We start from the raw sequence: 26,199 nt of genomic DNA, 5'->3' as shown, positions 1-26,199 counted from the left end.
ATCAGCCTTAATCGAAATTACCCGCCAGAAAATCCTAAAATCCCATTTCTTTACAGCGAAAGACACCTATCTCGCGGGTCGACCTTTTCGAAAACATGTCGTTAATGGTAGCCTTCGCGCCCGTAAATTCTCTTTGATGTTTTTTTAACAGATAAATGGTCTAAAGATACCCACATCACAAGTGGATTATTGCATTTGGGATCGCGATCACTGATAGATTCATAACTAGAATGTATCTTTCCGCCCGCCAATAGTTACGGGCAAAAATTATTAAAAAACCGTCACTGAACGAATTTCATATTACCGTCAGGCACTTTTTCATCGGATTTGACTAAAAACCTGACAATTTGCTTCCTCCAGGAGATACAGATGGAAACCACTCAAACCAGCACCGTTGCTTCGATTGAATCCCGAAGCGGTTGGCGCAAAACGGATACCATGTGGATGCTTGGCCTGTACGGCACAGCAATCGGCGCTGGTGTACTGTTCCTTCCTATCAACGCAGGTGTCGGCGGTATGATCCCGCTGATCATCATGGCCCTCATCGCTTTCCCGATGACCTTCTTTGCACACCGCGGCCTGACCCGCTTCGTGCTGTCCGGTAAAAATCCGGGCGAAGACATCACTGAAGTCGTTGAAGAACACTTCGGCGTCGGCGCAGGTAAGCTGATTACCCTGCTCTACTTCTTCGCGATTTACCCGATTCTGCTGGTGTACAGCGTTGCTATCACCAACACCGTTGAAAGCTTTATGATGCACCAGCTTCAGATGACCCCGCCGCCGCGTGCGATTCTGTCCCTGATCCTGATCGTCGGTATGATGACCATCGTGCGCTTCGGCGAGCAGATGATTGTGAAAGCGATGAGCGTGCTGGTGTTCCCGTTTGTTGCGGCTCTGATGGTGCTGGCTCTGTACCTGATCCCACAGTGGAACGGCGCTGCGCTGGAAACCCTGTCTCTGAGCAGCGCATCCACGACCGGCAACGGTCTGCTGCTGACCCTGTGGCTGGCGATCCCGGTGATGGTATTCTCCTTCAACCACTCGCCAATCATCTCTTCCTTCGCAGTAGCGAAGCGTGAAGAGTACGGCAATGGCGCAGAGAAGAAGTGCTCCAGCATCCTGGCTCGCGCGCACATCATGATGGTACTGACCGTAATGTTCTTCGTGTTCAGCTGCGTGCTGAGCCTCTCCCCGGCGGATCTGGCGGCGGCGAAAGAGCAGAACATCTCTATTCTGTCTTACCTGGCAAACCACTTTAACGCACCGCTGATTGCGTGGATGGCGCCGATCATCGCGATTATCGCCATCACCAAATCCTTCCTGGGCCACTACCTGGGCGCACGTGAAGGCTTCAACGGCATGGTGATTAAATCTCTGCGTGGTAAAGGCAAGACCATTGAAATCAACCGTCTGAACAAAATCACTGCACTGTTCATGCTGGTGACCACCTGGGCGGTAGCCACCCTGAACCCAAGCATTCTGGGCATGATTGAAACCCTGGGCGGCCCGATTATCGCGATGATCCTGTTCCTGATGCCGATGTACGCGATTCAGAAAGTGCCTGCGATGCGCAAATACAGCGGCCATATCAGCAACGTGTTCGTTGTTGTGATGGGCCTGATTGCCATCTCCGCTATTTTCTACTCGCTGTTCAGCTAATACCTCCTGCGCCGTCTGCGGACGGCGCACTTCTCCCCTCTGACTGAAGCAATGGACGCATCATGATTAGCGTATTCGATATCTTCAAAATCGGTATTGGTCCTTCCAGCTCTCACACCGTCGGACCAATGAAAGCCGGTAAACAATTCACGGATGACTTGATTGCACGCGGCATTTTGCACGACATCACCCGCGTGGTTGTCGATGTATATGGTTCCCTTTCCCTGACCGGTAAAGGCCACCATACCGATATTGCCATTATCATGGGGCTGGCGGGTAATCTGCCGGATACCGTTGATATTGATGCAATACCTGGCTTTATCCAGGACGTGAACACCCACGGTCGTTTGCTGCTGGCGAACGGCGAGCATGAGGTTGAATTCCCGGTTGATCACTGCATGAATTTCCATGCGGATAACCTGTCGTTGCACGAGAATGGCATGCGCATTACCGCGCTGGCCGGCGACAAAGCGGTTTACAGCCAGACGTATTACTCCATCGGCGGCGGGTTTATCGTCGACGAGGACCATTTTGGTCAAAGCACCAATTCTGCTGTTGATGTGCCGTACCCTTACAAAAACGCGGCCGACTTACAGCGTCACTGCCAGGAGACAGGGCTTTCTCTCTCCGGCCTGATGATGAAAAACGAGCTGGCCCTGCACAGCAAAGAGGAACTGGAACAGCACTTCGCTAACGTCTGGGAAGTGATGCGCAGCGGCATTGAGCGCGGGATCACCACCGAAGGCGTGCTGCCGGGTAAACTGCGTGTTCCGCGTCGTGCGGCTGCGCTGCGCCGCATGCTGGTCAGCGCCGACAAAACCACCACCGATCCGATGGCCGTCGTCGACTGGATCAACATGTTCGCGCTGGCGGTGAACGAAGAGAACGCCGCGGGCGGCCGCGTCGTCACCGCACCAACCAACGGGGCGTGCGGCATTGTTCCGGCGGTCCTGGCGTATTACGACAAGTTTATCCGTGAAGTGAACGCAAACTCACTTGCACGCTACCTGCTGGTCGCCAGTGCGATTGGCTCACTGTACAAGATGAACGCCTCAATTTCTGGCGCGGAAGTAGGCTGTCAGGGTGAAGTGGGCGTAGCCTGCTCTATGGCGGCGGCGGGTCTGGCCGAATTGCTGGGCGCAAGCCCTGCGCAGGTTTGTATCGCGGCGGAAATCGGCATGGAACATAACCTGGGGCTGACCTGCGATCCGGTCGGCGGACAGGTCCAGGTGCCATGCATCGAACGTAACGCCATCGCCTCGGTGAAAGCAGTGAACGCGGCCCGTATGGCGCTGCGTCGTACCAGCGAACCGCGCGTCTGCCTCGACAAGGTTATCGAAACCATGTACGAAACCGGCAAAGATATGAACGCCAAATACCGCGAAACCTCCCGCGGTGGCCTGGCGATGAAGATCGTCACCTGCGATTAAGCCTCTCAGGAAGCCTCGTTTTGCGAGGCTTCTTCCTGTTTTCCCCACCATTCATAGTTTCATGCTGCGCTCAGTGTTACCCTTCACCCATTAGACAGAAGGGAGATTATCTGTGGCCGTTCATTTGCTTATCGTCGATGCTCTTAACCTGATTCGCCGTATTCATGCGGTACAGGGCACACCCTGCAAGGACACCTGTTTACACGCGCTGGAGCAGCTTATCCGCCACAGTGAACCCACCCATGCGGTCGCGGTTTTTGATGACGAAGCCCGCAACACGGGCTGGCGGCACCAGCGCCTGCCGGACTACAAAGCCGGGCGTGCGCCGATGCCGGACGATCTGCACGCAGAAATGCCCGCTATCCGCGCGGCCTTTGAGCAGCGCGGCGTTCCGTGCTGGGGCGCCCACGGTAATGAGGCTGACGATTTAGCCGCAACGCTGGCGGTTAAAGTCGCGAGCGCCGGACATCAGGCGACTATCGTTTCAACCGACAAAGGCTACTGCCAGCTGCTCTCCCCCACTATCCGTATTCGCGACTATTTTCAAAAACGCTGGCTGGACGCGCCGTTCATTGCCAGCGAGTTTGGCGTATCGCCTGAGCAACTGCCGGATTACTGGGGGCTGGCGGGGATCAGCAGCTCTAAAGTGCCGGGTGTCGCCGGTATTGGACCCAAAAGCGCCGCACAGCTGCTGACGGAGTTTCAGAGTCTGGAAGGGATGTACGCCCGGCTGAACGAGGTGCCGGATAAATGGCGCAAAAAGCTGGAGGCGCATAAAGAAATGGCGCTTATCTGCCGGGAGGTGGCGACGCTACAGACTGATTTACAGCTGGACGGGAATTTACAGCAGTTAAGGTTAGAACGTTAAAACAACTACACGATTTTGTAGGCCCGGTAAGCGCAGCGCCACCGGGCGTTACAAACGTTATCGCTCGTCGCGACGCCCCCCCACGGCCGCCCACCAGCGACGGATATGCACAGTCACTTCTTCGCGGTCGTGATAAAGCTGACGCGCCTGGATTTCCGCGTTAATCCCGTGTTCATCCAGCTGCTGCTGAATATAAGCCAGGTTCTGCGACACCTCTTCGTAGCGCTTTTTCATCGGCAGCTTGAGGTTGAAAATCGTCTCACGACACCAGCCGTTCACCAGCCAGGAGGCCATCAGCGCGGCCACTTTCGCCGGTTTTTCTACCATGTCGCACACCATCCAGGAGATGTTGTTGCGGTTCGGGCGATAGCGGAAACCGTCTTCACGCAGCCAGGTGACCTGCCCGGTGTCCATCAGGCTTTGCGCCATCGGGCCGTTATCCACAGACGAAACCCACATGTTGCGTTTCACCAGCTGATAGGTCCAGCCGCCCGGGCACGCGCCAAGGTCGACGGCATACATGCCGTTTGCCAGCCGTTCGTCCCACTCGTCCGCCGGGATAAAGACGTGAAACGCCTCCTCCAGCTTGAGGGTTGAACGGCTCGGCGCATCTGCCGGGAAGCGCAGACGCGGGATCCCCATAAAGAACGGCGAGTTATTGGTGGTATACGAGTAGCCTGCGTAACAACATCCTGGCGCAATAAAGAAGATATGCACGACTGGGCGCTTTGGCGTTTCGTAGTTTGTCAGCACACCCGCATCACGCAGCGCCGCGCGCAGCGGCACGGTGAACTTACGGCAGAACTTCATCAGCTCTTTGCTTTCGTTGGTGTCGGCCACTTCCACGCGCAAATCGCCGCCCTTCTCCACCACGCCCTGCAACAGGCCAACAATCGGCGTGATGCGATCTTCCGGCGGAAGATCTTTCAGCAGTTCACCCGCGACAAACATCTGACGGGCGAAAATCAATGAGCTGAACGGCAGTTCGCGCGCCAGCTTGTCGGCATCATCAGGCTGATAGCATTCAAATACCACATAGCCCGCGTTCTCTTTGACGCGAGCGAATCCAAAGACTTCACGCTTCGCCGCTTTATCGGTGATTTCCGCGGCGCACTCTTTCTCAAACCCCGGGCGACAATATAAAACAACCTTATTCATGAACAACGCCCTTGCGTTTCAGACGGATAGCTCCGATAAACATTAACACCCAACCCGCCAGGAAGCTGACGCCGCCGACAGGTGTAACAAACGCCCACAGGCGTAAATGCGACAGCGCCAGACAGTAAAGACTGCCGCTGAACAGTACGGTACCCAGCGCCAGAAAGACGCTGCTCCAGTAAAACCAGATGCTGATGCGGCGCTGCATCGCCACCGCCAGCCCAAAAATTGCCAGCGTGTGGAACGCCTGATATTCAAGGCCGGTCTGGATCCACCCCATCTCCACAACGCCCAGAGATTTGCTTAAGACATGCGCGCCAAACGCGCCCAGAGCTACAAAAATAAAGCCACTCACCGCGGCGAAAATCAGCATGAATCGGCTGGTCATGTTTAAGTCCTGAATTGATGCGTGCCCGGCACACAAACGTTATTGTTCATACCTGAAGCGGAATTTTTCTTGCTCGCTTGCCGCTTTCGCCAGTATCCACTGCCGGAAAGCGGCTATTTTACCCAGTTCTGCCTGACTGTCATGACAAACCAGATAAAATGCATTCTTGCTGACCAGTACATCGTTAAATGGGCAAACCAGACGGCCTGCCTCAATTTCGGACTGCGCCATAACATTGTTTGCCAACGCCACGCCCTGCCCGTGAATGGCAGCCTGTAGCACCATCGCGCTGTGGCTAAAAATGGGCCCCTGCTGCACGTTTATATGATTAAGACCTAACTGGCGGGTATAAGTTTGCCAGTCGCGACGCGACGCATCGTGCAAAAGCGTATGTTGCGCCAGATCGGCGGGCGTTTTGAGCGCTTTATCCCCCGTCAGCAGCAGCGGTGAACAGACCGGCAACAGATATTCTGCGTATAATTTTTCCACACGCAAGCCCGGCCAGTTACCGCGACCGTAAAAAATCGCCACGTCCACATCATCTGCAAGCTTGTCTTCCTGACGGTCCACCGCCTGGATTCGGACATCGATTCCCGGATAAGTTGAGTTAAAGCTTGAGAGTCGCGGCACCAGCCACTGAATGGCAAAACTGGGCAATAAACTCACAGTCAGAGCGCCTTTTGCGCTCCGGGCCTGAAGCTTGCGAGTGGCTTCCGTCAGCTGGGAAAAAATCTCTTTAATATCCTGAAAATAGCTCTGCCCCTCTTCGGTCAACAGCAACGAACGGTTGCGTCGACGGAACAGCTTAAGCCCCAGAAAATCCTCCAGAGACTTGATTTGATGACTTACTGCGGCCTGTGTCACAAAAAGCTCATCGGCTGCGCGCGTGAAGCTGAGGTGGCGTGCTGCTGCATCAAAAACACGTAATGCATTAAGGGGTGGCAATCGCTTGGACATGGTTATCTGGCTTAGATGTTAACGAGATTTAACATATAGGAAACAACGTTTAACCTATTAGTTTTTTTTATCTGAGCCATTATAATTTGTCCGTTGAGGAACTACCAGCAAATACCTATAGTGGCGGCACTTCCTGAGCCGGAACGAAAAGCTTTTTTTGGAATGCGTGTTCTGAAGGGCTTTTGGCTTACGGTTGTGATGTTGTGTTGTTGTGTTTGCAATTGGTCTGCGATTCAGACCACGGTAGCAACGCTACCAATTTTTCACTTCCTGTACATTTACCCTGTCTGTCCATAGTGATTAATGTAGCACCGCCAACTTGCGGTGCTTTTTTTTCGCTTATCTAACTGTTAATGCTCGATTTCCTTCATCTCTTTCACGTCAGTGCGATTGATCTGCTGTTTGTTCCCGTTAGCATCTTTGTATGAAATCATCCCGGTATCATTATCGGTTGTCGGTTTCCCTTCAGAGACGATAGATCGACCATCGTTGGTATGCATTACGTAGTTATTTCCAGAACAGGCGCTCAGGGCAAAGGTCAACGCACAGGCAGAAATGATTGCAGCTGTCTTTTTCATGATTATCTCCTTTAGCAATTAATGCTATTCAAACCTCGATTTATAACAGGCTAAAACATCCGCCTAACACTATTTAGCATAACCTGCTTTTTCAGACTCGCCAGGATAAGCAGACAAATCTGATAGATATCAACTTCCTTGCCCTGCCGATGAATTTGCGCGACGATCGTAGAATCGATATGAGGAATTCCATGAACGCTTTCAGTCCTGCGCAGTTTCGCGCACAGTTTCCCGCGCTGGCCGATGCCGGCATTTATCTTGATAGCGCTGCCACGGCCCTTAAACCGCAGGCGGTGATTGAGGCAACCCGCCAGTTTTACAGCCTGAGCGCCGGGAACGTGCACCGCAGCCAGTATGCCGACGCGCAGCGCTTAACGGCGCAATACGAAGCCGCACGGGATCAGGTCGCGCGCCTGATCAATGCTGACAGCGGTAAGAACATCGTCTGGACGCGGGGCACCACCGAGGCCATTAACATGGTGGCGCAATGTTACGCGCGTCCGCTGTTGCAGCCCGGGGATGAGATTATCGTCAGCGAGGCGGAACACCACGCCAACCTGGTGCCCTGGCTGATGGTGGCCGAACAAACCGGGGCACAGGTTGTAAAGCTCCCGTTGGGTGCGGACTTCCTGCCTGACGTGGCGCGTCTGCCTGAGCTGATTACGCCGCGCAGCCGTATTCTGGCGCTGGGGCAGATGTCCAACGTCACTGGCGGCTGTCCGGATCTGGCGCGTGCCATTGAGATTGCCCATGCCAGCGGCGTGGTGGTGATGGTCGACGGTGCGCAGGGTGTGGTGCATTTTCCGGCTGATGTGCAGGCGCTGGATATCGACTTCTATGCCTTCTCAGGGCACAAATTGTACGGGCCAACCGGTATCGGCGCGCTGTACGGCAAACCCGAACTGCTGGCCCGGATGACGCCGTGGCTCGGCGGCGGCAAGATGATTACCGAAGTCACCTTCGACGGTTTTAAAACGCAGGATGTGCCCTACCGCCTGGAAGCAGGTACACCGAACGTGGCTGGGGTTATTGGCCTGAGCGCGGCGCTCGAATGGCTGGCAGAAACGGACGTGGTTCAGGCTGAAAGCTGGAGCCGGGGTCTGGCGACGCTGGCGGAAGAAGAACTGAAAAAACGTCCGGGTTTTCGCTCGTTCCGCGTGCAGGACTCCAGCCTGCTCGCCTTTGATTTCGCGGGCGTGCACCATAGCGACATGGTAACGCTACTTGCCGGATACGGCATTGCCCTGCGTGCCGGACAGCACTGCGCCCAGCCGCTGCTGGCGGCTATTGGCGTGAGCGGTACCCTGCGCGCCTCGTTTGCACCGTACAATACAAAAAGTGACGTCGATGCGCTGGTTTCCGCCGTCGACCGCGCCCTGGAATTACTGGTGGATTAATGACAAGTTCAGCTTTAGCCGGACACCCTTTCGGCACCGTTATTACTGAAGAGACGTTAAAACAGACCTTTGTCCCGCTCACGCAGTGGGAAGATAAATATCGTCAGCTGATCCTGCTGGGCAAACAGTTGCCTGCACTGTCAGACGAGCTGAAATTACAGGCGAAGGAGATCGCAGGCTGCGAGAACCGCGTCTGGCTTGGGTTTAGCGTATCCGGTGAGAAACTGCATTTCTTCGGCGACAGCGAGGGACGCATTGTTCGCGGTCTGCTGGCGGTGCTGTTGACCGCAATCGAAGGGAAAAGCGCCGCAGAGCTGCTGGCGCATTCTCCGCTGGCGCTGTTTGATGAGCTGGGACTTCGCGCGCAGCTTAGCGCCTCGCGCGGTCAGGGACTGATTGCGCTAAACGACGCGGTGCTGGATGCCGCCCGTCAGGCTCAGGCCTGACGTTCCGCCTTCGCCATCATCTTCTTCAGGGCGTGAGAGACCGCCACAAAGCCGAAGGAGGCGGTCACCATGGTGGCCGCTCCAAACCCAGAGGCACAATCCATCCGCTTTGGCCCTTCCGCCGTGCTTTTCATCGCACAAACTGAACCATCCGCCTGCGGGTAGACCAGCGCTTCGGTGGAGAACACGCAGTCGACGCCCAGCTTGCCCTTGCTGTTCTTCACCACATTGAAGTCGCTCTTCAGGCGTTCACGCAGCTTGGCAGCCAGCGGATCCTGAATGGTTTTCGCCAGATCCGCCACCTGGATCTGCGTCGGATCGATTTGCCCGCCCGCGCCGCCGGTCGTGACCAGCGGCACCTTGTAACGACGACAGTAAGCGATCAGCGCCGCTTTTGGCCGCACACTGTCGATGGCGTCAATCACATAGCTGTAGCCTTTGCTCATGTACTCCGCGACGTTATCTGCCGTCACAAAGTCGTCGATCACCGTCACCCGGCACTCCGGGTTGATGAGACGAATACGCTCCGCCATCACCTCGGACTTCGCCAGACCGACGTTATCACGCAGGGCGTGGATCTGACGGTTAGTGTTAGTCACGCAGACATCATCCATATCAATCAACGTAATTGCGCCAATGCCGGTTCTCGCCAGCGCTTCTGCCGCCCACGAACCCACGCCACCAATGCCCACCACGCAGACATGCGCATCCGCGAACAGTTGCAGGGCTTTTTCACCATATAACCGTGCCGTGCCGCCGAAACGCTGGCGCCAGGCATCGCTGATTACCACAGACATAAAACCTCAGATGTAAAAAGGGTGAGGTATTCCTCACCCTGAACCGTAATCCGTCTTGCGCTCAGAATACCACAATCAGCCGCTGAATACGTTTCCGGTACCCGGCGCTGTCTTCAGCACCCACACGCGTCCGTAGTGGTTATACCAGCCTGCACGATGGCCGGCATCCGGGCCGATGCCCTGATAAATGTCGAAGTGCTGGCCTTTGATCGCCCCACCCACGTCCAGCGCCACCATCAGGCGTAATTCATATTTGCCGTTGAATTTGCCGTTGTTGTCGAGGAGTGGAACTTCCGCCAGCAGCGTGGTACCCGCCGGAATAATCGAACGATCCGATGCCACAGAAGCGCGGCCAATCAGCGGGACGGCGCTCGCCCCTTTCACCGGCGCAAAGTTCTGCGGTTTGAAGAAGACAAACGATGGGTTCTGCTCAAGCAGCTCACGCACTTCCGCTTCGCTGTGCTTTTCGCCCCACTCGCGGATAGCCTGCATCGACATATCTTCTCGTTTCACTTCGCCACGGTCGATCAGCACCTTACCGATGCTGCGATAGGCATGGCCATTTTTACCGGCATAGCTAAAGAAGTTCAGCGGCGAGCCGTCGCCAAAATCAATATAGCCACTGCCCTGCACGTCCATAATGAAGTTGTCCATCAGCGAGTTGCTGTAGGCCAGAACATAATTTTCGCTCAGCGCGCCGGCGTAGATCTCGGCGCGGGACGGTAGACGACCGCGTTTCGGCGGCATACGGTAAATGGGATACTGGAACTCGCCCTGGCGCGTGTGTCGCGCCTGGACAACCGGGGTGTAGTAACCGGTAAACTGGACGTTACCGTAGTTATCCGCCCCCTCCATCTGCCAGGCATCGATACCAAACTGGCGCATATTGCGGGTATCACCGCCTGCACGCAGCCAGTCCTGCACGGCACTATAAACGTTGTTCTGTGCGCCATACAGGCGCGGCGACGCTTTGCGGATCTGGTACACCTGCTCGGAGAAATCCCCGGCATTGATTGGAGCACCCACGGCATCGGGCTGGTTAACTAAAGAGAAAGGCTGGGATAACTTCCCGTCTTTATACTGTTGACCGCGATCGGTCGGTTTGGAAGAGCAGGCCGCAAGAATCGCCACCATTGCGCCTGTCATCAGATACTTCGCCCAACGTCCTTTCATTATATCTCGTCTTTTAGTTGCCCAATTCCGCGAGATGAAGATAACAAACCCACCGTGTTAATGAAATGCAATCGCCTTCCCTTTGGCAAATTCTGCACAAAAAATAGTCCAAAGTGGCTTTTGCCGTTCATTTTGCATACAAAATAATGAATTATGTGAAAAAGGGGTTGCATCACAAACCTATCCGAGTATAGTGCGCTTCCACGGACGCGGGGTGGAGCAGCCTGGTAGCTCGTCGGGCTCATAACCCGAAGGTCGTCGGTTCAAATCCGGCCCCCGCAACCAATTAAAATTTGATGAAGTATCTTCTACGACTGTAGAAGTTTTTGCGAAGTAGTTCGAATCACAGCAAGGCGACGACGCAGTGAATCCTTAGGAGCTTACTCCAGTAAGTGACTGAGGTGAACGAGGAAAGTCAACGCAGATGTGGTTTGAAATACGAAGCAAAAAGACGGACGCGGGGTGGAGCAGCCTGGTAGCTCGTCGGGCTCATAACCCGAAGGTCGTCGGTTCAAATCCGGCCCCCGCAACCAATCAAATTTGAAGAAGTAAGTTTCTACAAGTGTAGAAAGACGGACGCGGGGTGGAGCAGCCTGGTAGCTCGTCGGGCTCATAACCCGAAGGTCGTCGGTTCAAATCCGGCCCCCGCAACCAACACTTCTTAAAACAATAAACACCCTGAAGGGTGTTTTTTTGTATCTGGCGTTTGTGAAAATGCCGGGCATGATACCCGGCTTAATGCCCTACCCCCGCCGCGCCAGCGTTTCCCCGTCTGAGAAGTAGGCCCGGATCCCCGCCAGAATCGACTCCGCCACTTCCTGCTGGAATTTAGCCGTCTTGAGCTTACGTTCCTCTTCCACGTTACTGATAAACGCGGTTTCGACCAGAATGGAAGGAATATCCGGCGCTTTCAGTACCGCAAATCCGGCCTGCTCGACGCTGTTTTTGTGCAGCTTGTTGACCCGGCCCAGTTTGCCCAGCACCGCTTTACCAAACTTCAGGCTGTCGGTAATAGTCAGCGACTGCACCATATCAAACATCGTATGGTCGACGTAATGGTCGCCACTTTTGCTCACACCACCGATTAAATCCGAGGCGTTCTGCGTGTCCGCCAGGTATCTCGCCGCGGTGCTGGTCGCCCCTTTTGTTGACAGGGCAAACACTGAGGATCCGCTCGGCTGGCGGCTGGTGAAGGCATCCGCATGAATAGAGACAAACAGATCCGCGCGCTGCTTTTGCGCTTTTGCCACGCGGACCTTCAGCGGAATAAAGACATCTTCGTTGCGCGTCATATAGGCGCGCATATTGCCCTCTTTGTCGATCAACGCCTTCAGACGACGGGCAATTTGCAGCACCACATCTTTTTCGCGGGTGCGATATTTCCCGACGGCGCCGGAATCTTCTCCGCCGTGGCCAGGATCGAGCATGATCACAATCGGGCGATCGCGCCCCGCCTTGCCAGGCTTTGGACCACTTTGCGCTGGCGGAACCTGGCTGTCGAGATCGCCTTTGTTGTAATCCTCAAGTAATGCCAGGAGCGGATCCTGAATATCCGTCGCATTCGCCGGATAGAGATCCATCACCAGACGCTCCTTAAAGGCGGCAACAGGCGCAAGGGCAAAGAGCTGCGGTTTCACGTTCTGCTTCAGCTCAAACACCATGCGCACGGTTTGCGGATCGAACTGCCCGACGCGCGCCGATTTGATAAACGGATCGTCGCCACGGATTTGTGCTGCCATGCCTTTAAGCACGGAGTTGAGGTTCACACCTTCGAGATCAACCACCACACGTTCAGGATTGCTGAGGGCAAATTGCTTGTATTTCAGCACGCGATTGGACTCGACCGTCACGCGCGTATAGGTCGACGACGGCCAGACGCGCACCGCGACTACCTGGCTTGTGGCGGCAAGACCCACCTGGCTGACGCTAAGCAACCACATCGCCCCGGCCCCTTTTAACAGGCGGCGGCGGCTTATTGCTGAATTGGATCCCGACATGCTTCTCCCGAGCAAGAAATCTGATTGATGAACAAAACGCCCAAATTGACCGAAAACTTTAACGAATGACGCATAAACTGTCATCTATAAAAGGGTAAACAATCATACGTTAACGCACGGATTACTTATTATTTTCTGTGGGTCGCAGAAAATTTAGGCTTGCACACGCGGCCACGATCGAATAAAAATACATAAATTACGAATAAACATTCACTAAGGGTTGTGTCATGGTTAAGGAACGCAGAACCGAACTGGTCCAGGGATTCCGCCATTCTGTTCCCTATATCAACACCCATCGGGGAAAAACGTTTGTCATCATGCTTGGCGGCGAAGCCATTGAGCATGAAAACTTTTCCAGCATCGTCAATGATATCGGCCTGCTGCACAGCCTCGGCATCCGTCTGGTGGTGGTGTATGGCGCACGTCCGCAAATCGAAGCCAACCTGGCCGCCCATCACCATGAGCCGATCTACCACAAACACACGCGCGTGACGGATGCGAAAACCCTCGAACTGGTCAAACAGGCGGCGGGTCTGTTGCAGCTCGATATCACCGCCCGCCTGTCGATGAGCCTGAATAATACGCCGTTGCAGGGCGCGCACATTAACGTGGTGAGCGGCAACTTTATCATCGCTCAGCCGCTCGGCGTGGACGATGGCGTGGATTACTGCCACAGCGGCCGCATCCGCCGTATTGATGAAGACGCCATTCACCGCCAGTTAGACAATGGCGCGATCGTCCTGATGGGGCCCGTTGCCGTCTCCGTAACGGGTGAAAGTTTTAATCTGACCTCAGAAGAGATTGCCACCCAGCTGGCCATCAAGCTGAAAGCGGAAAAAATGATCGGCTTTTGCTCCTCGCAGGGTGTCGTGAACGATGAGGGCGTAATTGTGCCAGAACTTTTTCCGAATGAAGCCCAGGCGCGCGTGGAAGCGCTGGAAGCAGAAGGCGATTACTATTCCGGTACCGTGCGTTTTCTGCGCGGCGCCGTTAAAGCGTGCCGCAGCGGGGTGCGCCGCAGCCACCTGATCAGCTATCAGGAAGACGGTGCGCTGTTGCAGGAACTGTTCTCCCGGGACGGGATCGGTACGCAGATCGTCATGGAGAGCGCCGAGCAGATCCGCCGTGCCACCATCAACGATATCGGCGGCATTCTGGAGCTGATCCGTCCGCTGGAACAACAGGGCATTCTGGTTCGCCGCTCCCGGGAGCAGCTGGAGATGGAGATCGACAAGTTCACCATCATTCAGCGCGATAACCTGACCATTGCCTGTGCGGCGCTTTATCCGTTCCCGGAAGAGCAGATTGGCGAAATGGCGTGCGTTGCCGTGCACCCGGATTACCGTAGCTCCTCGCGGGGGGAACTGCTGCTTGAACGCGTGGCGGCACAGGCGCGCCAGATGGGTCTGAGCAAGCTGTTCGTGCTCACCACGCGCAGCATTCACTGGTTCCAGGAGCGCGGCTTCACGCCGGTGGATATTGATTCCCTGCCGGAAAGTAAGAAAGAGATGTACAACTACCAGCGCCGCTCGAAGGTGTTAATGGCGGACCTGGGATAACAGTCACCCTCTCCTGTTGGAGAGGGCGTTCACTCAGACAGATTCAAATATCGCGCTTAATCCGCTTCTGCGCTCGGTACGGGTGGCAATAGCCTGGCTCAACACGCGCTCATCCGCATATAGCGACAGGCGCTGGCGCGCACGGGTAATGGCTGTGTAGACCAGTTCGCGGGTCACTACCGGCGACAGCTGTGTCGGCAGGATCAGCGCCGCATGGTTGAACTCGGAGCCCTGAGATTTATGTACCGTCATCGCCCATGCCGTTTCATGCTCTGGCAGGCGGCTGGGCTGGACGGACTTCACGCTACCGTCCGGTAGCTGGAACCAGACGCGCAGACCGTTACCGCGATCGAGCGCAATGCCGATATCCCCGTTGAACAGCCCCAGCGCACTGTCGTTGCGGGAGATCATCACTGGCCGGCCTTCATACCATCGCGAATGCAGCTGACGGTTAATTTTGCGTTTCTGCATCAGCAACTGCTCCAGCCTGTCGTTCAGGCCCGTGACGCCAAACGGCCCTTCCCGCAATGCGCACAGAAGCTGGTATTCGCCAAATGCGGCGATGACCTGTCCGGGCTGACTGCGCTGCTGCACGCAGCTCAGAAAATGCTGGTATCCCTGGAGAGCCTCCTCAAGCATAGCCTGATACTCTTCCCCGCTTTGCAGCGATTTCTTTTCAATGTCAGTGAAGGTACCGTCAAACACCGTGCGCGTGGCGTGCCTGTCGCCACGGTTGACCGCCGCAGCCAGCTGGCCGATGCCGGAGTCGCTACCGAAACGGTAGCTTTTTTGCAGCAGGCAGAGGCTGTCACGCAGTGCGCCCGCGATCGGCGTGTGATCGGGTTCAAGCGAGCAACCGGTCAGACGGGCTAGCTCCTGCGCCCGCGCGGCGGTATAACCGTAACTGGCGTAGGTACAGATATCTCCCAGCACCGCCCCGGCTTCTACAGAGGCGAGCTGGTCGCGATCGCCCAGGAAAACCACCCGCGCATGGGGTGGCAGAGCATCAATCAGGCGCGACATCATGGTCAGGTCGATCATGGAGGCTTCATCCACCACCAGCACGTCCAGATGCAGCGGATTACCCGCATGGTAGCGCAGCCGCTGGCTACCCGGCTGCGCGCCGAGCAGACGGTGCAGAGTACTTGCTTCACCCGGGAAAAGCGCAAGCTGCTCCTGAGTGAGCGGCAGCTGTTGCATCGCGCCGCCCAGTGATTCGGTCAGACGCGCCGCAGCCTTCCCGGTGGGCGCCGCCAGACGAATACGGCATCGCTGCTCTCCTGAAAGCTGTATCAGGGCTGCCAGCAGCTTTGCGACGGTCGTTGTTTTCCCCGTTCCCGGGCCGCCGGATATCACCGAGATCCGCCGCGTCAGGGCGACGGCCGCCGCCACTTTCTGCCAGTCTGTGCCCTCACCGGAGTCAAACAGCCTGTCCAGCGTCTGGCGAAGCTGTGCTTCGTCGCAGGGAAGCGGCGCATTGGTCTCACTAAAAAAACGCGCTACCGTCAGTTCATTTCGCCACAGGCGGTTCAGGTATAAGCGCTCCCCCGTCAGGATCAGCGGTGCCTGGTTGTCTCCCGGCCCAACGGCTGACGATTCCCGCAAGATTTTCTGCCAGTCCACCTTATCTCCCAGCAGCGCAAAGCAGGACTGGAGGACAGGCGGCATTTTCTCGTCAACCACCAGACGCGAGAGCGGCAGACACACATGCCCCTCTCCGGCATCTTTACTCAACAGGGCAGCGGCAAGCATCACGGCGGGCTGGTCAGCGGCAATCATCATGGCAAACTGCACGTCCAGCTGACGCAGCACGCGTTGCTCTACCGCATCCAGCAATAAGTCCTGCATCGTCATGCCATCTCCTCCGTGTTTGCTGCAAAAAGGTTATCCATTTTATTAATCAATTCCGCATCCGGACGAGTGCTGAAGATCCCGGAGCGCGGATCGGCAGCATCAACCCCGCGCAGGAACAGGTAGATGATACCGCCAAAATGATCGTCGTAGCGATAATCCGCAATACGGTGGCGCAAATAGCGGTGCAGCGCCAGGGTATAGAGCTGATATTGCAGATCGTAGCGATGCATTTGCATGGCGGCCGCCATCGCCTGCTGGGTATAGGCTTCGCTGTTCTCGCCCAGCCAGTTTGATTTGTAATCCAGCAGGTAGTACCGTCCTTCGTGACGGAAGACCAGGTCGATAAACCCTTTCAGCATGCCCTGCACCTGACGGAAGTTCAGCGGCGGGCAACCGGCTGACAGCGGATCGTACTGACGGATAAGCGCATCGAGCGCGTCGGCCTTAAGCGGGCCTGCGACGGGCAGATAAAACTCCATCTCAACCTGCTTATTTTTGGCCGTTAACTGGCGAAGAGAGAAGCCCTGCGCCGTCAGCGGCGCCTGCAAAATGGCGTTGATCCAGTCAGTGAGAACGGGCTGCCAGTGCGCGTCATAGCCTCCGCTCTGCAACATCTTCAGCACCCACTCCTCACTGACAGGCTGGGTGAAATCAAGCTCTTCAAAAAGGCTGTGCAAAAAGGTGCCCGGCGACGCGCCGCGTGGGAACTGATGCGGAGTTAACGTCGGTTCAACCGGAACATCGCCTACCCCTGCGGCATCCACGTCCAGCTTCGGCATGAGATCCTGCGCAATACTTTGCCCGTGCTGTTGCAGGCCAGAATAGCTGGTGACGCGCCAGTCGTCGGCAAGCACCCGTGTGATCTGGCGCGCGTTAAGATCGGTCACGGGCTCTTGCGCCATTTCCCAGCGGCTGTTGTCTGGCAGAGAAGGGATATGCAGGGCGATATCGTCTCCGCAAAGCGACTCGATACAGAGGCGCAACCCCGCCGCATCTTTCGGCTCACCACGCTGAATAAGCCGCCCTAAGGCGCTTAAATGGAAATCGCTCTCCCCTGTTTTCTCCCCGCGACGGCGGAAAACCGGCGCGACGCCCAGGCTGCAATGCCAGACAGAACGGGTCAGCGCCACGTAAAGCAGGCGCAAATCCTCCGCCAGACGCTCCGCTTCCGCCAGCTCAACGCTGGTTTCCGCCTTGCTGAGATCGAGCACCGCATCGAAAGTCTCGCGGTCATGATAATAGGCCTGATCCTGAACGCGGTAGTTGGCGATAAAGGGCAGCCAGACCAGCGGATACTCGAGACCTTTCGATTTGTGAATGGTGACGATTTGCACCAGATGCTTATCGCTCTCAAGACGCATCTGCTGGCTTGAGGCGTTACTGTTTGGATCCGCGATTTGCTGCGCCAGCCAGCGCACGAGGGCATGTTCACTTTCAAGCTGGGTGCCGGCTTCCTGCAACAGTTCGCTAATGTGTAAAATATCGGTAAGACGCCTTTCACCGCCGGATGACGCCAGCATATTTTCGGCAATCTGACGCCGCGTCATCAATTCGCGCAGCATCGCCATGACGCCGCGTTTTTGCCAGCGTTCACGGTAATGGACAAACTCTTCCACCACCGCATCCCATGCGTTTTCGTCATGGTTGAGCTCATCAATATCGCGCGCGTTCAAACCCAGCATAGAGCTGGCCAGCGCGCTTCGAAGCGTATTTTCGCGCTCCGGCGCCAGTACCGCCTGAAGCAGCCAGAGCATTTCCTGGGCTTCCAGCGTGTCGAACACGCTGTCACGGTTAGAGAGATACACTGACGGAATATCCAGCAATGTTAGCGCATCGCGGATTAACGCCGCTTCCTGACGACTGCGCACCAGCACGGTAATATCAGAGGCTTTAACAGGATTTGCCTGTTCCCCCTTCCACAGCAGCGCCTCGCCGCGGTTGCCTGCGCTCAGCCAGTCACGGATTTGCGCGGCGCAGTGCTGGGCCATCGCCGCCTGATAATCAGCAACGCCATAGCCTTCCCCTTCAAGCAGCCAGAAGGTCATGGCGGGCTGCTCCGCGCCACTGACTTCGAAGCGCAGGGATGCGTTTTTTGGGGCGGATTTCACCGGCAGAAAAGGGATTTCCTTGAACATGAACGCCGTCTCCATACGGCTGAACAGCGCATTGACGCTCTCAACCATCCCCGGAGCGGAACGCCAGTTGGTGTCTAACGTGTAATGCGCGACAACTTCACTACGGGCTTTCATATAGGTGAAGATATCTGCCCCACGGAAGGCGTAAATCGCCTGTTTAGGGTCGCCAATCAACAACAGGGCAGTGTCGGGCTGCTGTCGCCAGATGCGGCGAAAAATGCGGTACTGCTGGGGGTCGGTGTCCTGAAATTCGTCAATCATCGCCACCGGAAAACGGGTACGGATCGCGCTGGCGAGCGCTTCACCATTCTCGCTGGACAGGGCTTCGTCCAGGCGGCTCAGCATGTCATCAAACCCCAGCTCGCCCCGGCGACGTTTTTCGCGCGCGACGGCCTGGCGGATCTCCGTCATGGCGCGGGTGATCATCAGGTCATTGAGCGTTAATGGCTCCGCAAGCAGCGCTTCAATCGCCACAAACAGGGGATGCTCAGGCACAATACCGTCGGCTTTGGTTCGCTCGGTCAAAAAGCGTTGCGAAAATTTTTCCAGTGCGTCCGGAAGCTGGTAACCCCGCGTCTCCTCCTGGGCCCAGGCGCTGATCTTTTCGATCCACTTCCCCTGGTTCCCACGGTTGAACTTGCGTCTGTCGATGCCTGAGTTTTCGATGATTGCATCAATTTCACCAACCGACTCATTCCACTTCTGCTTAAGCGCGGTAATTTTGGCGACGATCTTTTCATGGCGCGAGGCCAGCGTTTCATCGGCAGGCGGAGGAGATTTAATGACCGGCGCCTCGCCTTGCAGGTAACGGTCGATGGCGCGAAGAAGCTCTTCCGGACCTTTCCACAGGGCGTGAACCGCTTCGGCAATGTCGCGCTGCAACGGATAACAGTGTCGACGCCAGAAATCCGCACAGGCCTGATAGCGAAGCTCGGATTCATCTTCAATAAGCTGCTGCTCAAAGAGCATGCCGGATTCAAACGCATTCAGGCTCAGCATGCGCTGACAAAAACCGTGAATGGTGAAGACGGACGCTTCATCCATTTGCCGTTCGGCCAGCAGCAGCCATTGCGCAGCCTGTTGCTTATCCGCAATCTCGTCCAGCAGGCTCGCGTAGAGGGGGTTATCCGTCGTCTGACGCAGACAGGCGATGCGCAGCTCATGAATGTTGCTGCGAATACGGCCACGCAGCTCGGCAGTGGCCGCTTCGGTGAAGGTTACCACCAGCAGCTCTTCCACGCTTAACGGGCGCGAAAAAGCGGCGTTGCCGCCGAGCCCCAACAGCAGACGCAGATAGAGCGCGGCGATGGTATAGGTTTTTCCCGTTCCCGCTGAGGCTTCAATCAGTCGCTCACCCTGTAGAGGTAAACTTAGGGGATCAAGCGGCTCAGCGGTATGGGTCATTCTTTCTTACTCCAGGGCATTGTTTGTTGCAGCGCGCTGACGCTCTTCCAGACGGTCCACTCTTTTGATTTTACGTAGTCCGTTTTCCCGTTCTGGCTGCCAGAAACCTGAGACAGGATGGCCATACCCTGCGGTTTTACTACCGCCTGATGGAAGAAATCGGCAACCTTTTGTGGCGTCAGCTGTTTTATTTCGGCCACTATTTTATCACGCGAATCAAATTTCATATTACCGCGATCAAAATCTTTGCTCAGCTGCGAGGTCTCTTCACCCAGCGTCTGCGGCGGTTGCATCACCTGGGCGATAACCGCCTGCTGGATTTGGGCAAACTCTTCCGGCTTCATGGCGCGCAGTTTTGCTTCCGCCTGCGGGAAGAACGCCTGATAACGCTGCCACAGGTAAGCGGGTTGCTTGTCACTGCTTTGCAGAAGGAAGCCCAGCCCCCACTGACGGCCCACATTCATGGAGAAAGCGAACACCGCATAGCCCAGCTGCTCTTCGGTGCGCAGCTGGTTGTAAAACCACGGCTGAATAATTTGACCAAGCACAGCACTCTGGGCAGAGCTGGTAAATTCGTCATAACCGACAGGGACAAACACCGCGGCCAGCGCGGAATCCGTGCTGCTTCCCGCTTTTTCGAAGATCACGTTCTGCTTTTTCTCTACCAGCACATCCTGGTTACGGCACCACTCATCGCCTTTTGAACCCAGTTGCGCACGGACGTTTTGCGCCAGCGTTTTAGCCTGATCTTCGCTCATATTCCCTACAACCAGGAACTCCGGACGGGTATTGGTTTTCAGCGCATCACGGTAAGCCAGCACCTCTTTTAAGGTGACTGAGGGCAATATCGCGCGGCGATCTTCGCGCTGGAAGTACGGAATTTGCGACAGCATCTGTGCTGGCATAATCGCCTGATCGTAGGCTTTACCCTTCTCGGCAGAATCCATCATCTGGGCATACCAGGACTTAGCCTGCTCGAGCTGTTCTTCCGTAGGCGTATAGCTGAAATAACCGTCCAGCAGCGCCTGGAACAGCTGCGGCAAACGCTGGGTATAGCCGTTGGCATTCACCATCAGGCCGTTATTGGCGTTGGTGGAGAAACTGATACCACCAACGGCAGCCTGGTTGCTGAGCTGATCGAGGGCAATACCGGCCAGATAATCATTAAGCGCAAACAGCACCTGGTTTCTGGCGCTGTCCATTGCTTTGGGGTTACGCAGCACCACGCTGACATCCGCTTTTGGCTCGTCGGCGAAATAGCGGCTTGGGGTGTAGACCACGCGCAGCGTCGGCTCATCAACAATCAGCTCCGGGTGCGGATACGCCTTTGCGGGTTTGATCAGCGAGAAATCGTCCGGGATGTAGGGGTTAAGCTCCGGTAACTTCAGCGCAATTTCCCCCGCCTTTTTCTGCCAGCCCGCGAAGGTCTGTTCGCTGATTTTTTCAACCTGATACGGGGCATCAACGAAGTAGGCCATTTTGTTATGCGGTTCGTTCGGGCTGATATACCAGACGCGGGCATTCTGCGGAGTCATCATCGCCAGACGCGCTTTGAGCGCTCCGGCGTCAAACTGGTCGGCAATATTTACCGCATCCAGCGTATGTTCCACCGGCACGCGGATCATGGTATCTGCCAGCCACTCAACGTAGTCCATATCACGCGTGATAGAGGGATAGCGGAAATCGAGATCCAGCACATGCGCCAGCTCGTCAAAGTAGCGTTTATCGACGCCTTTGTCGCGCAGCAGAGAGAGATAACTGAAAATGGCCGCAACGACGTCGTTCCGGTGAGCCAGCCCTTTATCGGTCAGCGTCGCGGAGATGGCCAGCACGCCGCTATTCCCATTTACAACGGGATCGGAGTCAGCGCGAATACCTTCCACCAGCCCCTGCTTTTGCAGCCAGTCGGAGAGCGTACCCGGGCTGCGGTTGCCGATAAGATAAGTCACCAGCTCGTCGGTTTTGCTGCGGAACTGCGCCGTGTTGTTATCAATACGGAATTCAACGCGTAACACCTTGCGCGGCAAGGCCGGCACATAGTGAATAACAATGCCTTTTTGCGCGTCCGTGACAACCGGCACGTTAATCTGCGGCAGATCGATATTTTTATTTGGCACCCTGCCGTAGGTCTGCGCGGCCATGTTTGCCAGCGTCGGCAACGGTTTATTGCTGTAGATAACCGCTTTCATCAGATTGGCGGAATAGTATTTTTCACGAAACGCATGCAGCGCATCGAGCACCGGGCTACCTGGCTTGTCGCTCAGCGTTTCAAGGTTGCCGCCTGAGAAGCGCGAACCCGGGTGCGCCGGATTGATGGTTTCAGCACTAACCTGCGCCATGCGCATACCGTCTCGCGTGCGCGCCATCGTCAGTTCGGCGTTCACGGCATTACGTTCACGGTCAGCGTATTTTTTATCCAGCAGCGGTGCGGCGATGGCATCCGCCAGACGATCCACCGCCCCATCAAGCGCATCATTTTCCACTTCCAGGTAAAACGCGGTGCGATACGGCGCGGTACTAGCGTTGTGGCTGCCGCCATGCATTTTCAGAAATTCGGACAGGCTGTCAGGCTGTGGGTATTTTTTAGATCCCATCAGCGTCATGTGCTCAAGGTAGTGCGCCAGTCCCGGATGGGCGTCAGGATCTTCCAGCGAACCCACCGGCACAACCAGCGCGGAGAGCGATTTCACCGCCTGAGGATCGGAAACCAGCAGTACGGTCATCCCGTTATCAAGACGAATCGCCTGATACTGACGGGTGTCCTTATCGCTCTTACGGATTGTTTCCTTGACAGGTTGCCAACCGGAATCGGCCTGTGTGACGGGAGCCCAAAGGGCGATAAACAAAACAAACGCTTTGAACAAGGTGCTGCCTGGCATTACGACCTCTTTATCACGGCTACATCATTAACAACGTGCGTGCTGGACACGCCAGCATCTCTTTCTTTGGGTACATCAGTCCGTGATAAGAGGTGCATCATAAATGAACACCTCATACTGCGCAATTTTTATACAGCACTCAGGACTGATTAAATTTGTATAACGGTAACAGGTAGCGTTGCGCCTCCTGGGTGATAATGTCGAAATATTCTGGCTCCAGCGTTCGCCATAAACGTTGATACCAGACATCGTCACCTTCGCCACGTACCATCATGTTCCCTTCGTAGGCCTGCAAAAACTTGCTGCGCGCTTTCTGGAGCGAAGCCTCATCCGTTAACATGGCATCATTCTGCGCGTCATAACAGGCTTTTATCCATGCCCCCCCACTTTCAGGCAGCAAAAGCAGGGGTTTGTTCATGCCCTGACGGTAACCTTCAATATAAAGCGACAGGTACGTCAACGCCTGCTCAGGCTCCATCCGCGGGAAGCGCCATTCGCCGTCCTTACGTACAAACAACCGGCTTTCACCTTCGTGACCACTCGCACTGTAGACAAGATGTTCGAGCCAGAGTTGCAGGCCATGTGAAACGCTGAGCATGGATGGGCGCCAACGCAGCAGCCCGTCAGACTGCACGTGCGTGAGCCAGCCGCTAAGGTGCATACCGTTACAATCGAGATCGATTTCAATGCTGCTCGCCGGCTGCCGACACGCGATAACGCGGTCAGCTAGCGCTCGCATCTCCTCGCACTGGGCATCCCAGACGATTTCGCCGAATGCACCATACGGAAGTAATCCCGACGCCCTGTAACGTCGAAACAGTTTACTGGCGTCTTCTTCGTCAACCAGCGCATTCAGAAGCTGGGAATTAAGCTTAAAACGCTCCAGCCCATCAAGAATAAACGGTTCCGCATCGGGGATTTCGCTCTCTTCAGAGCGGAAATTCACCTGCAAGCGTTGCTGGAAAAACGCCCGAACCGGGTGTGCCCAAAAGCGCTGTAGCTGCTCAAACGTGAGGGTGTCTATAGCGCGCGGTTCGAGCGCCTGAATAAAATCGGTTTGCGGCGTCCCCGCTTTCTTCGCGGCGGGAAGCCACTCGCGGGCATAGCTTTGCAGTTCATCAGGAACGTAGTTGACAGGATCGAACGGCATACGGCTATGGTGGCAAGTGATATGCGCTATCACCCGACGTTCGCTTTCGTCGCAGTTGCAGGCTTCATCGCCCGGCAGATAGTGGCTCTGTCCAATGTAGTCCACTAGCTCCTGCACCAGCACAGACGGGAAACGCTCGCTGTTATCCTGAATTGAACGTCCGATATAGCTGATATAAAGCCTGCTTTGCGCAGACATCAGCGCCTCAAGGAAGAGATAACGGTCATCATCGCGGCGGCTGCGGTCACCCCGCTTCGGTTGTGCGCTCATAAGATCAAAGCCCAGAGGCGGCAGCGCACGCGGATAAATACCGTCGTTCATGCCAAGCAGACAGACCACTTTGAACGGGATTGAACGCATTGGCATCAGGGTACAAATATTCACCGGCCCCGCAAGGAAGCGCTGGCTGATGCGCTCCTGATCGAGACGTTGCGTCAGCTCATCACGCAGAAGCGAAAGGGGAACCGCCTCGTGATAGTGCGAATTAACCCCTTCATCAACGATGGCCTGCCACTGCTTCTCGATAAGCGCCATGGCGGCTTCAGTTTCGCTGTCCGGCAGGAAGAAATCATTCAGCATTTCGCGGCAAACTGGCAGCCACTCTTCGAGCGGGCGGGGCTGCATCAATGCACGGCGCCAGCGGTTGAGCTGCATAAGCAGCGAGGCTAAGTGACCAACCAGTTCCGCGATCAACCCACTGGATTCATCGTACGGCAGCACGTCATTCCATTCGCCGTGGATGCTCTCCATTGCATACCCCAGCAGCATGCGCGTCAGCCCAAACTGCCAGGTATGCTGGCCGGTTGCTGGCAGTTCGAACTCCTGGACGTTATCATCGTCGATACCCCAGCGGACACCGGATTCGTTGACCCACTGGCGCAGATAGCGCAACCCCTCTTCGTTAATGTTGAAACGTGCGGCCAGAACTGGCACATCCAGCAGTGCCAGCACATCCTCAGAGATAAACCGGCTATCAGGCAGCGAAAGCAGGCTGATAAAGGCCTGTAGCGCCGGGTGTGACTGACGAGCGCGACGGTCAGAGATTGCGTAGGGCAGATAGCGGTCGCCCGTTGCGCTGCCAAATACCGCCTGAATAAACGGGCTGTAGCTGTCGATATCCGCCACCATCACCACGATATCGCGCGGTGTCAGGGTTGGGTCGTCCTGCAACATGGCCAGCAGGCGGTCATGAAGAATTTCAACTTCACGCTGTGGGCTGTGACAAACGTGGATCGCGATACTACGATCGTCAGGATCCAGTTTTCGCTTCTTATCGCTTCGCGCAAACTCCTCGGCAGTGATCCCGGCAACGGCACGGTTCTCTAAATCCAGAATATCAAGCTGAATATTGTGCAGCAGGCTATCCGGCGTAATATCGGCAAACGCATCCACATCCCCTTCTCCCGAGGAGGTGATATCTGAAAGCAGATAAATATAGTCACGTCCGAGCTTGCCCCACGAGGCAAGCAGCGGGTTCGGCAGGTTCTGAATCCCCTCTTCATCAAAAAGCTGCGCCGCGTTTTCACTGTCTTTAAACAGCGGCACCGCGCGTTCTTCAAAGAGACGTTTTCTCTGACGGGTGACCAGCCGTGAAAGCCAGCGCGGATCCTGAATATCCCCCCAATAGTGCCGACACGGGTTGGTAAAGAGGATATGGATATCAGTGTGCTTACCGAGCGCTTTTAGCGCGTTCAGGTAGACAGGCGGCAACGCGGAGATACCGCAAATGAACACGCGTGACGGCAAACGGGCTGGCCGTTCTGCGCTGTTCTCAAGTATCGAGATAAAGCGATCGTACAAGTTAGCACGGTGCCACTTAGGCTGACCGAGTTTCCCGGTATGCTCGACCAGCGCTTTCCAGAGCGGCGCCTGCCAGATTTGCGCTTCCGGTAACCCATCGACTAATTCTCCCGCTTCCCAGCGAATCAGCCAGTCTGCACGGTAAACCAGATACTGGTCATAGAGGTCGGCAGTACGTGAGGCCAGCTGGAAAAGTTTACGCTTGTCGGTGTCGTCATTCAGGTAGTGCCGCAGCATGGCAAACTCATCACGCGCCAGCATGTCCGGCAGCAGCGTCATCAGTTTCCAGGCCATGCTTTGTTTGTTGAAGGCGCTCTGCTCAGGGATGTCCGGCAGGACGCGAACAAACATCTCCCAGATAAAGCTCGCGGGCAGCGGAAAATCGATGTTCGCCGCAATGCCAAATTTCTGCGAAAGGGACATTTGCAGCCACTGCGCCATACCGGTGCTCTGCACCAGCACCATTTCTGGCTCAAACGGATCGTCAAGACGCTCTTGCTCAACGATATACTCCATCAGTGCTTCCAGCACATCCAGACGATTTGAGTGGTAAACCCTTAGCATAAACGC

General features: G+C 55.8%; 17 protein-coding genes and 3 tRNA genes. 9 read left to right on the top strand and 11 right to left on the bottom strand.

Features of this window, described 5'->3' with window-relative positions; translation table 11 throughout:
• Positions 1 to 369 precede the first annotated feature (369 nt).
• The 3 genes from CU081_RS08680 (at position 370) to xni (ending at position 3,957) form a co-directional block, all read left to right on the top strand.
• The gene (locus tag CU081_RS08680) at positions 370 to 1,659 is read left to right on the top strand and encodes an HAAAP family serine/threonine permease (protein WP_003862749.1); all 1,290 of its coding nucleotides are present in this window, start codon (positions 370 to 372) and stop codon (positions 1,657 to 1,659) included.
• Between the two features lie 62 nt (positions 1,660 to 1,721).
• Positions 1,722 to 3,089 (top strand): L-serine ammonia-lyase, encoded by a 1,368-nt coding sequence (locus CU081_RS08675; RefSeq protein ID WP_003862751.1) that lies wholly within the window; start codon positions 1,722 to 1,724, stop codon positions 3,087 to 3,089.
• A 112-nt stretch (positions 3,090 to 3,201) separates the two neighbouring features.
• A complete protein-coding gene (xni, locus tag CU081_RS08670; protein ID WP_022651787.1) occupies positions 3,202 to 3,957 on the top strand; it encodes a flap endonuclease Xni in 756 nt (251 codons plus the stop codon).
• 57 nt (positions 3,958 to 4,014) lie between these two features.
• Here xni and rlmM read toward each other — a convergent pair whose 3' ends face one another.
• From rlmM to CU081_RS08650, 4 genes are all read right to left on the bottom strand, one after another.
• Positions 4,015 to 5,115, bottom strand: coding sequence for a 23S rRNA (cytidine(2498)-2'-O)-methyltransferase RlmM (gene rlmM, locus CU081_RS08665; RefSeq protein WP_003862754.1), 1,101 nt, complete (start codon positions 5,113 to 5,115; stop codon positions 4,015 to 4,017).
• Positions 5,108 to 5,503 (bottom strand): DUF423 domain-containing protein, encoded by a 396-nt coding sequence (locus CU081_RS08660; protein WP_003862756.1) that lies wholly within the window; start codon positions 5,501 to 5,503, stop codon positions 5,108 to 5,110. Before CU081_RS08660 ends, rlmM begins: the two co-directional genes overlap by 8 nt.
• 39 nt (positions 5,504 to 5,542) lie before the next feature.
• A complete protein-coding gene (gcvA, locus tag CU081_RS08655; RefSeq protein ID WP_003862758.1) occupies positions 5,543 to 6,460 on the bottom strand; it encodes a glycine cleavage system transcriptional regulator GcvA in 918 nt (305 codons plus the stop codon).
• 350 nt (positions 6,461 to 6,810) lie between these two features.
• Complete coding sequence (locus CU081_RS08650; protein WP_003862759.1) at positions 6,811 to 7,038, bottom strand: YgdI/YgdR family lipoprotein; 228 nt, start codon at positions 7,036 to 7,038, stop codon at positions 6,811 to 6,813.
• 191 nt (positions 7,039 to 7,229) lie between these two features.
• On the opposite strand from CU081_RS08650, the gene csdA reads away from it, so the two are divergent.
• Entirely contained in the window at positions 7,230 to 8,435 is a 1,206-nt protein-coding gene (gene csdA / locus CU081_RS08645) for a cysteine desulfurase CsdA (protein WP_022651789.1), read from the top strand.
• Positions 8,435 to 8,881, top strand: coding sequence for a cysteine desulfurase sulfur acceptor subunit CsdE (gene csdE / locus CU081_RS08640; protein WP_003862762.1), 447 nt, complete (start codon positions 8,435 to 8,437; stop codon positions 8,879 to 8,881). Before csdA ends, csdE begins: the two co-directional genes overlap by 1 nt.
• Here csdE and tcdA read toward each other — a convergent pair.
• The gene (gene tcdA, locus CU081_RS08635; protein ID WP_006811804.1) at positions 8,872 to 9,678 is read right to left on the bottom strand and encodes a tRNA cyclic N6-threonylcarbamoyladenosine(37) synthase TcdA; all 807 of its coding nucleotides are present in this window, start codon (positions 9,676 to 9,678) and stop codon (positions 8,872 to 8,874) included. The genes csdE and tcdA overlap by 10 nt on opposite strands.
• A 75-nt stretch (positions 9,679 to 9,753) precedes the next feature.
• A complete protein-coding gene (gene mltA, locus CU081_RS08630) occupies positions 9,754 to 10,851 on the bottom strand; it encodes a murein transglycosylase A (protein ID WP_003862765.1) in 1,098 nt (365 codons plus the stop codon).
• A 208-nt stretch (positions 10,852 to 11,059) separates the two neighbouring features.
• Between mltA and CU081_RS08620 the strand changes: the two genes are divergently transcribed.
• From CU081_RS08620 to CU081_RS08610, 3 genes are all read left to right on the top strand, one after another.
• Positions 11,060 to 11,136: transfer RNA gene (locus CU081_RS08620), tRNA-Met, on the top strand.
• Between the two features lie 171 nt (positions 11,137 to 11,307).
• A tRNA-Met gene (locus CU081_RS08615) sits at positions 11,308 to 11,384 on the top strand.
• Between the two features lie 44 nt (positions 11,385 to 11,428).
• Positions 11,429 to 11,505: transfer RNA gene (locus tag CU081_RS08610), tRNA-Met, on the top strand.
• 89 nt (positions 11,506 to 11,594) lie between these two features.
• Here the strand turns inward: CU081_RS08610 and amiC are convergent.
• A complete protein-coding gene (gene amiC, locus CU081_RS08605) occupies positions 11,595 to 12,848 on the bottom strand; it encodes an N-acetylmuramoyl-L-alanine amidase AmiC (protein ID WP_039269089.1) in 1,254 nt (417 codons plus the stop codon).
• 227 nt (positions 12,849 to 13,075) lie between these two features.
• Between amiC and argA the strand changes: the two genes are divergently transcribed.
• Positions 13,076 to 14,407: an amino-acid N-acetyltransferase gene (argA, locus tag CU081_RS08600; protein ID WP_003862767.1), complete on the top strand. Its 1,332-nt coding sequence runs from the start codon at positions 13,076 to 13,078 to the stop codon at positions 14,405 to 14,407.
• Positions 14,408 to 14,440: 33 nt separating this feature from the next.
• On the opposite strand, the gene recD is transcribed toward argA, so the two are convergent.
• The 4 genes from recD to recC form a co-directional block, all read right to left on the bottom strand.
• Positions 14,441 to 16,261: an exodeoxyribonuclease V subunit alpha gene (recD, locus tag CU081_RS08595; RefSeq protein WP_022651790.1), complete on the bottom strand. Its 1,821-nt coding sequence runs from the start codon at positions 16,259 to 16,261 to the stop codon at positions 14,441 to 14,443.
• Entirely contained in the window at positions 16,258 to 19,800 is a 3,543-nt protein-coding gene (gene recB, locus CU081_RS08590) for an exodeoxyribonuclease V subunit beta (RefSeq protein WP_022651791.1), read from the bottom strand. The genes recD and recB overlap by 4 nt, the downstream gene beginning before the upstream one ends.
• The gene (gene ptrA, locus CU081_RS08585; protein ID WP_003862771.1) at positions 19,797 to 22,679 is read right to left on the bottom strand and encodes a pitrilysin; all 2,883 of its coding nucleotides are present in this window, start codon (positions 22,677 to 22,679) and stop codon (positions 19,797 to 19,799) included. The genes recB and ptrA overlap by 4 nt, the downstream gene beginning before the upstream one ends.
• Before the next feature lie 139 nt (positions 22,680 to 22,818).
• The gene (gene recC / locus CU081_RS08580) at positions 22,819 to 26,193 is read right to left on the bottom strand and encodes an exodeoxyribonuclease V subunit gamma (protein ID WP_003862774.1); all 3,375 of its coding nucleotides are present in this window, start codon (positions 26,191 to 26,193) and stop codon (positions 22,819 to 22,821) included.
• Positions 26,194 to 26,199: the final 6 nt, after the last annotated feature.

The organism is Enterobacter sp. CRENT-193, assembly GCF_002787395.1.
Taxonomy (GTDB): Bacteria; Pseudomonadota; Gammaproteobacteria; order Enterobacterales; family Enterobacteriaceae; genus Enterobacter; species Enterobacter hormaechei_C.
Note: the sequence above shows the minus strand (reverse complement) of the source record. Positions and strands in the feature narration are given on the sequence as shown.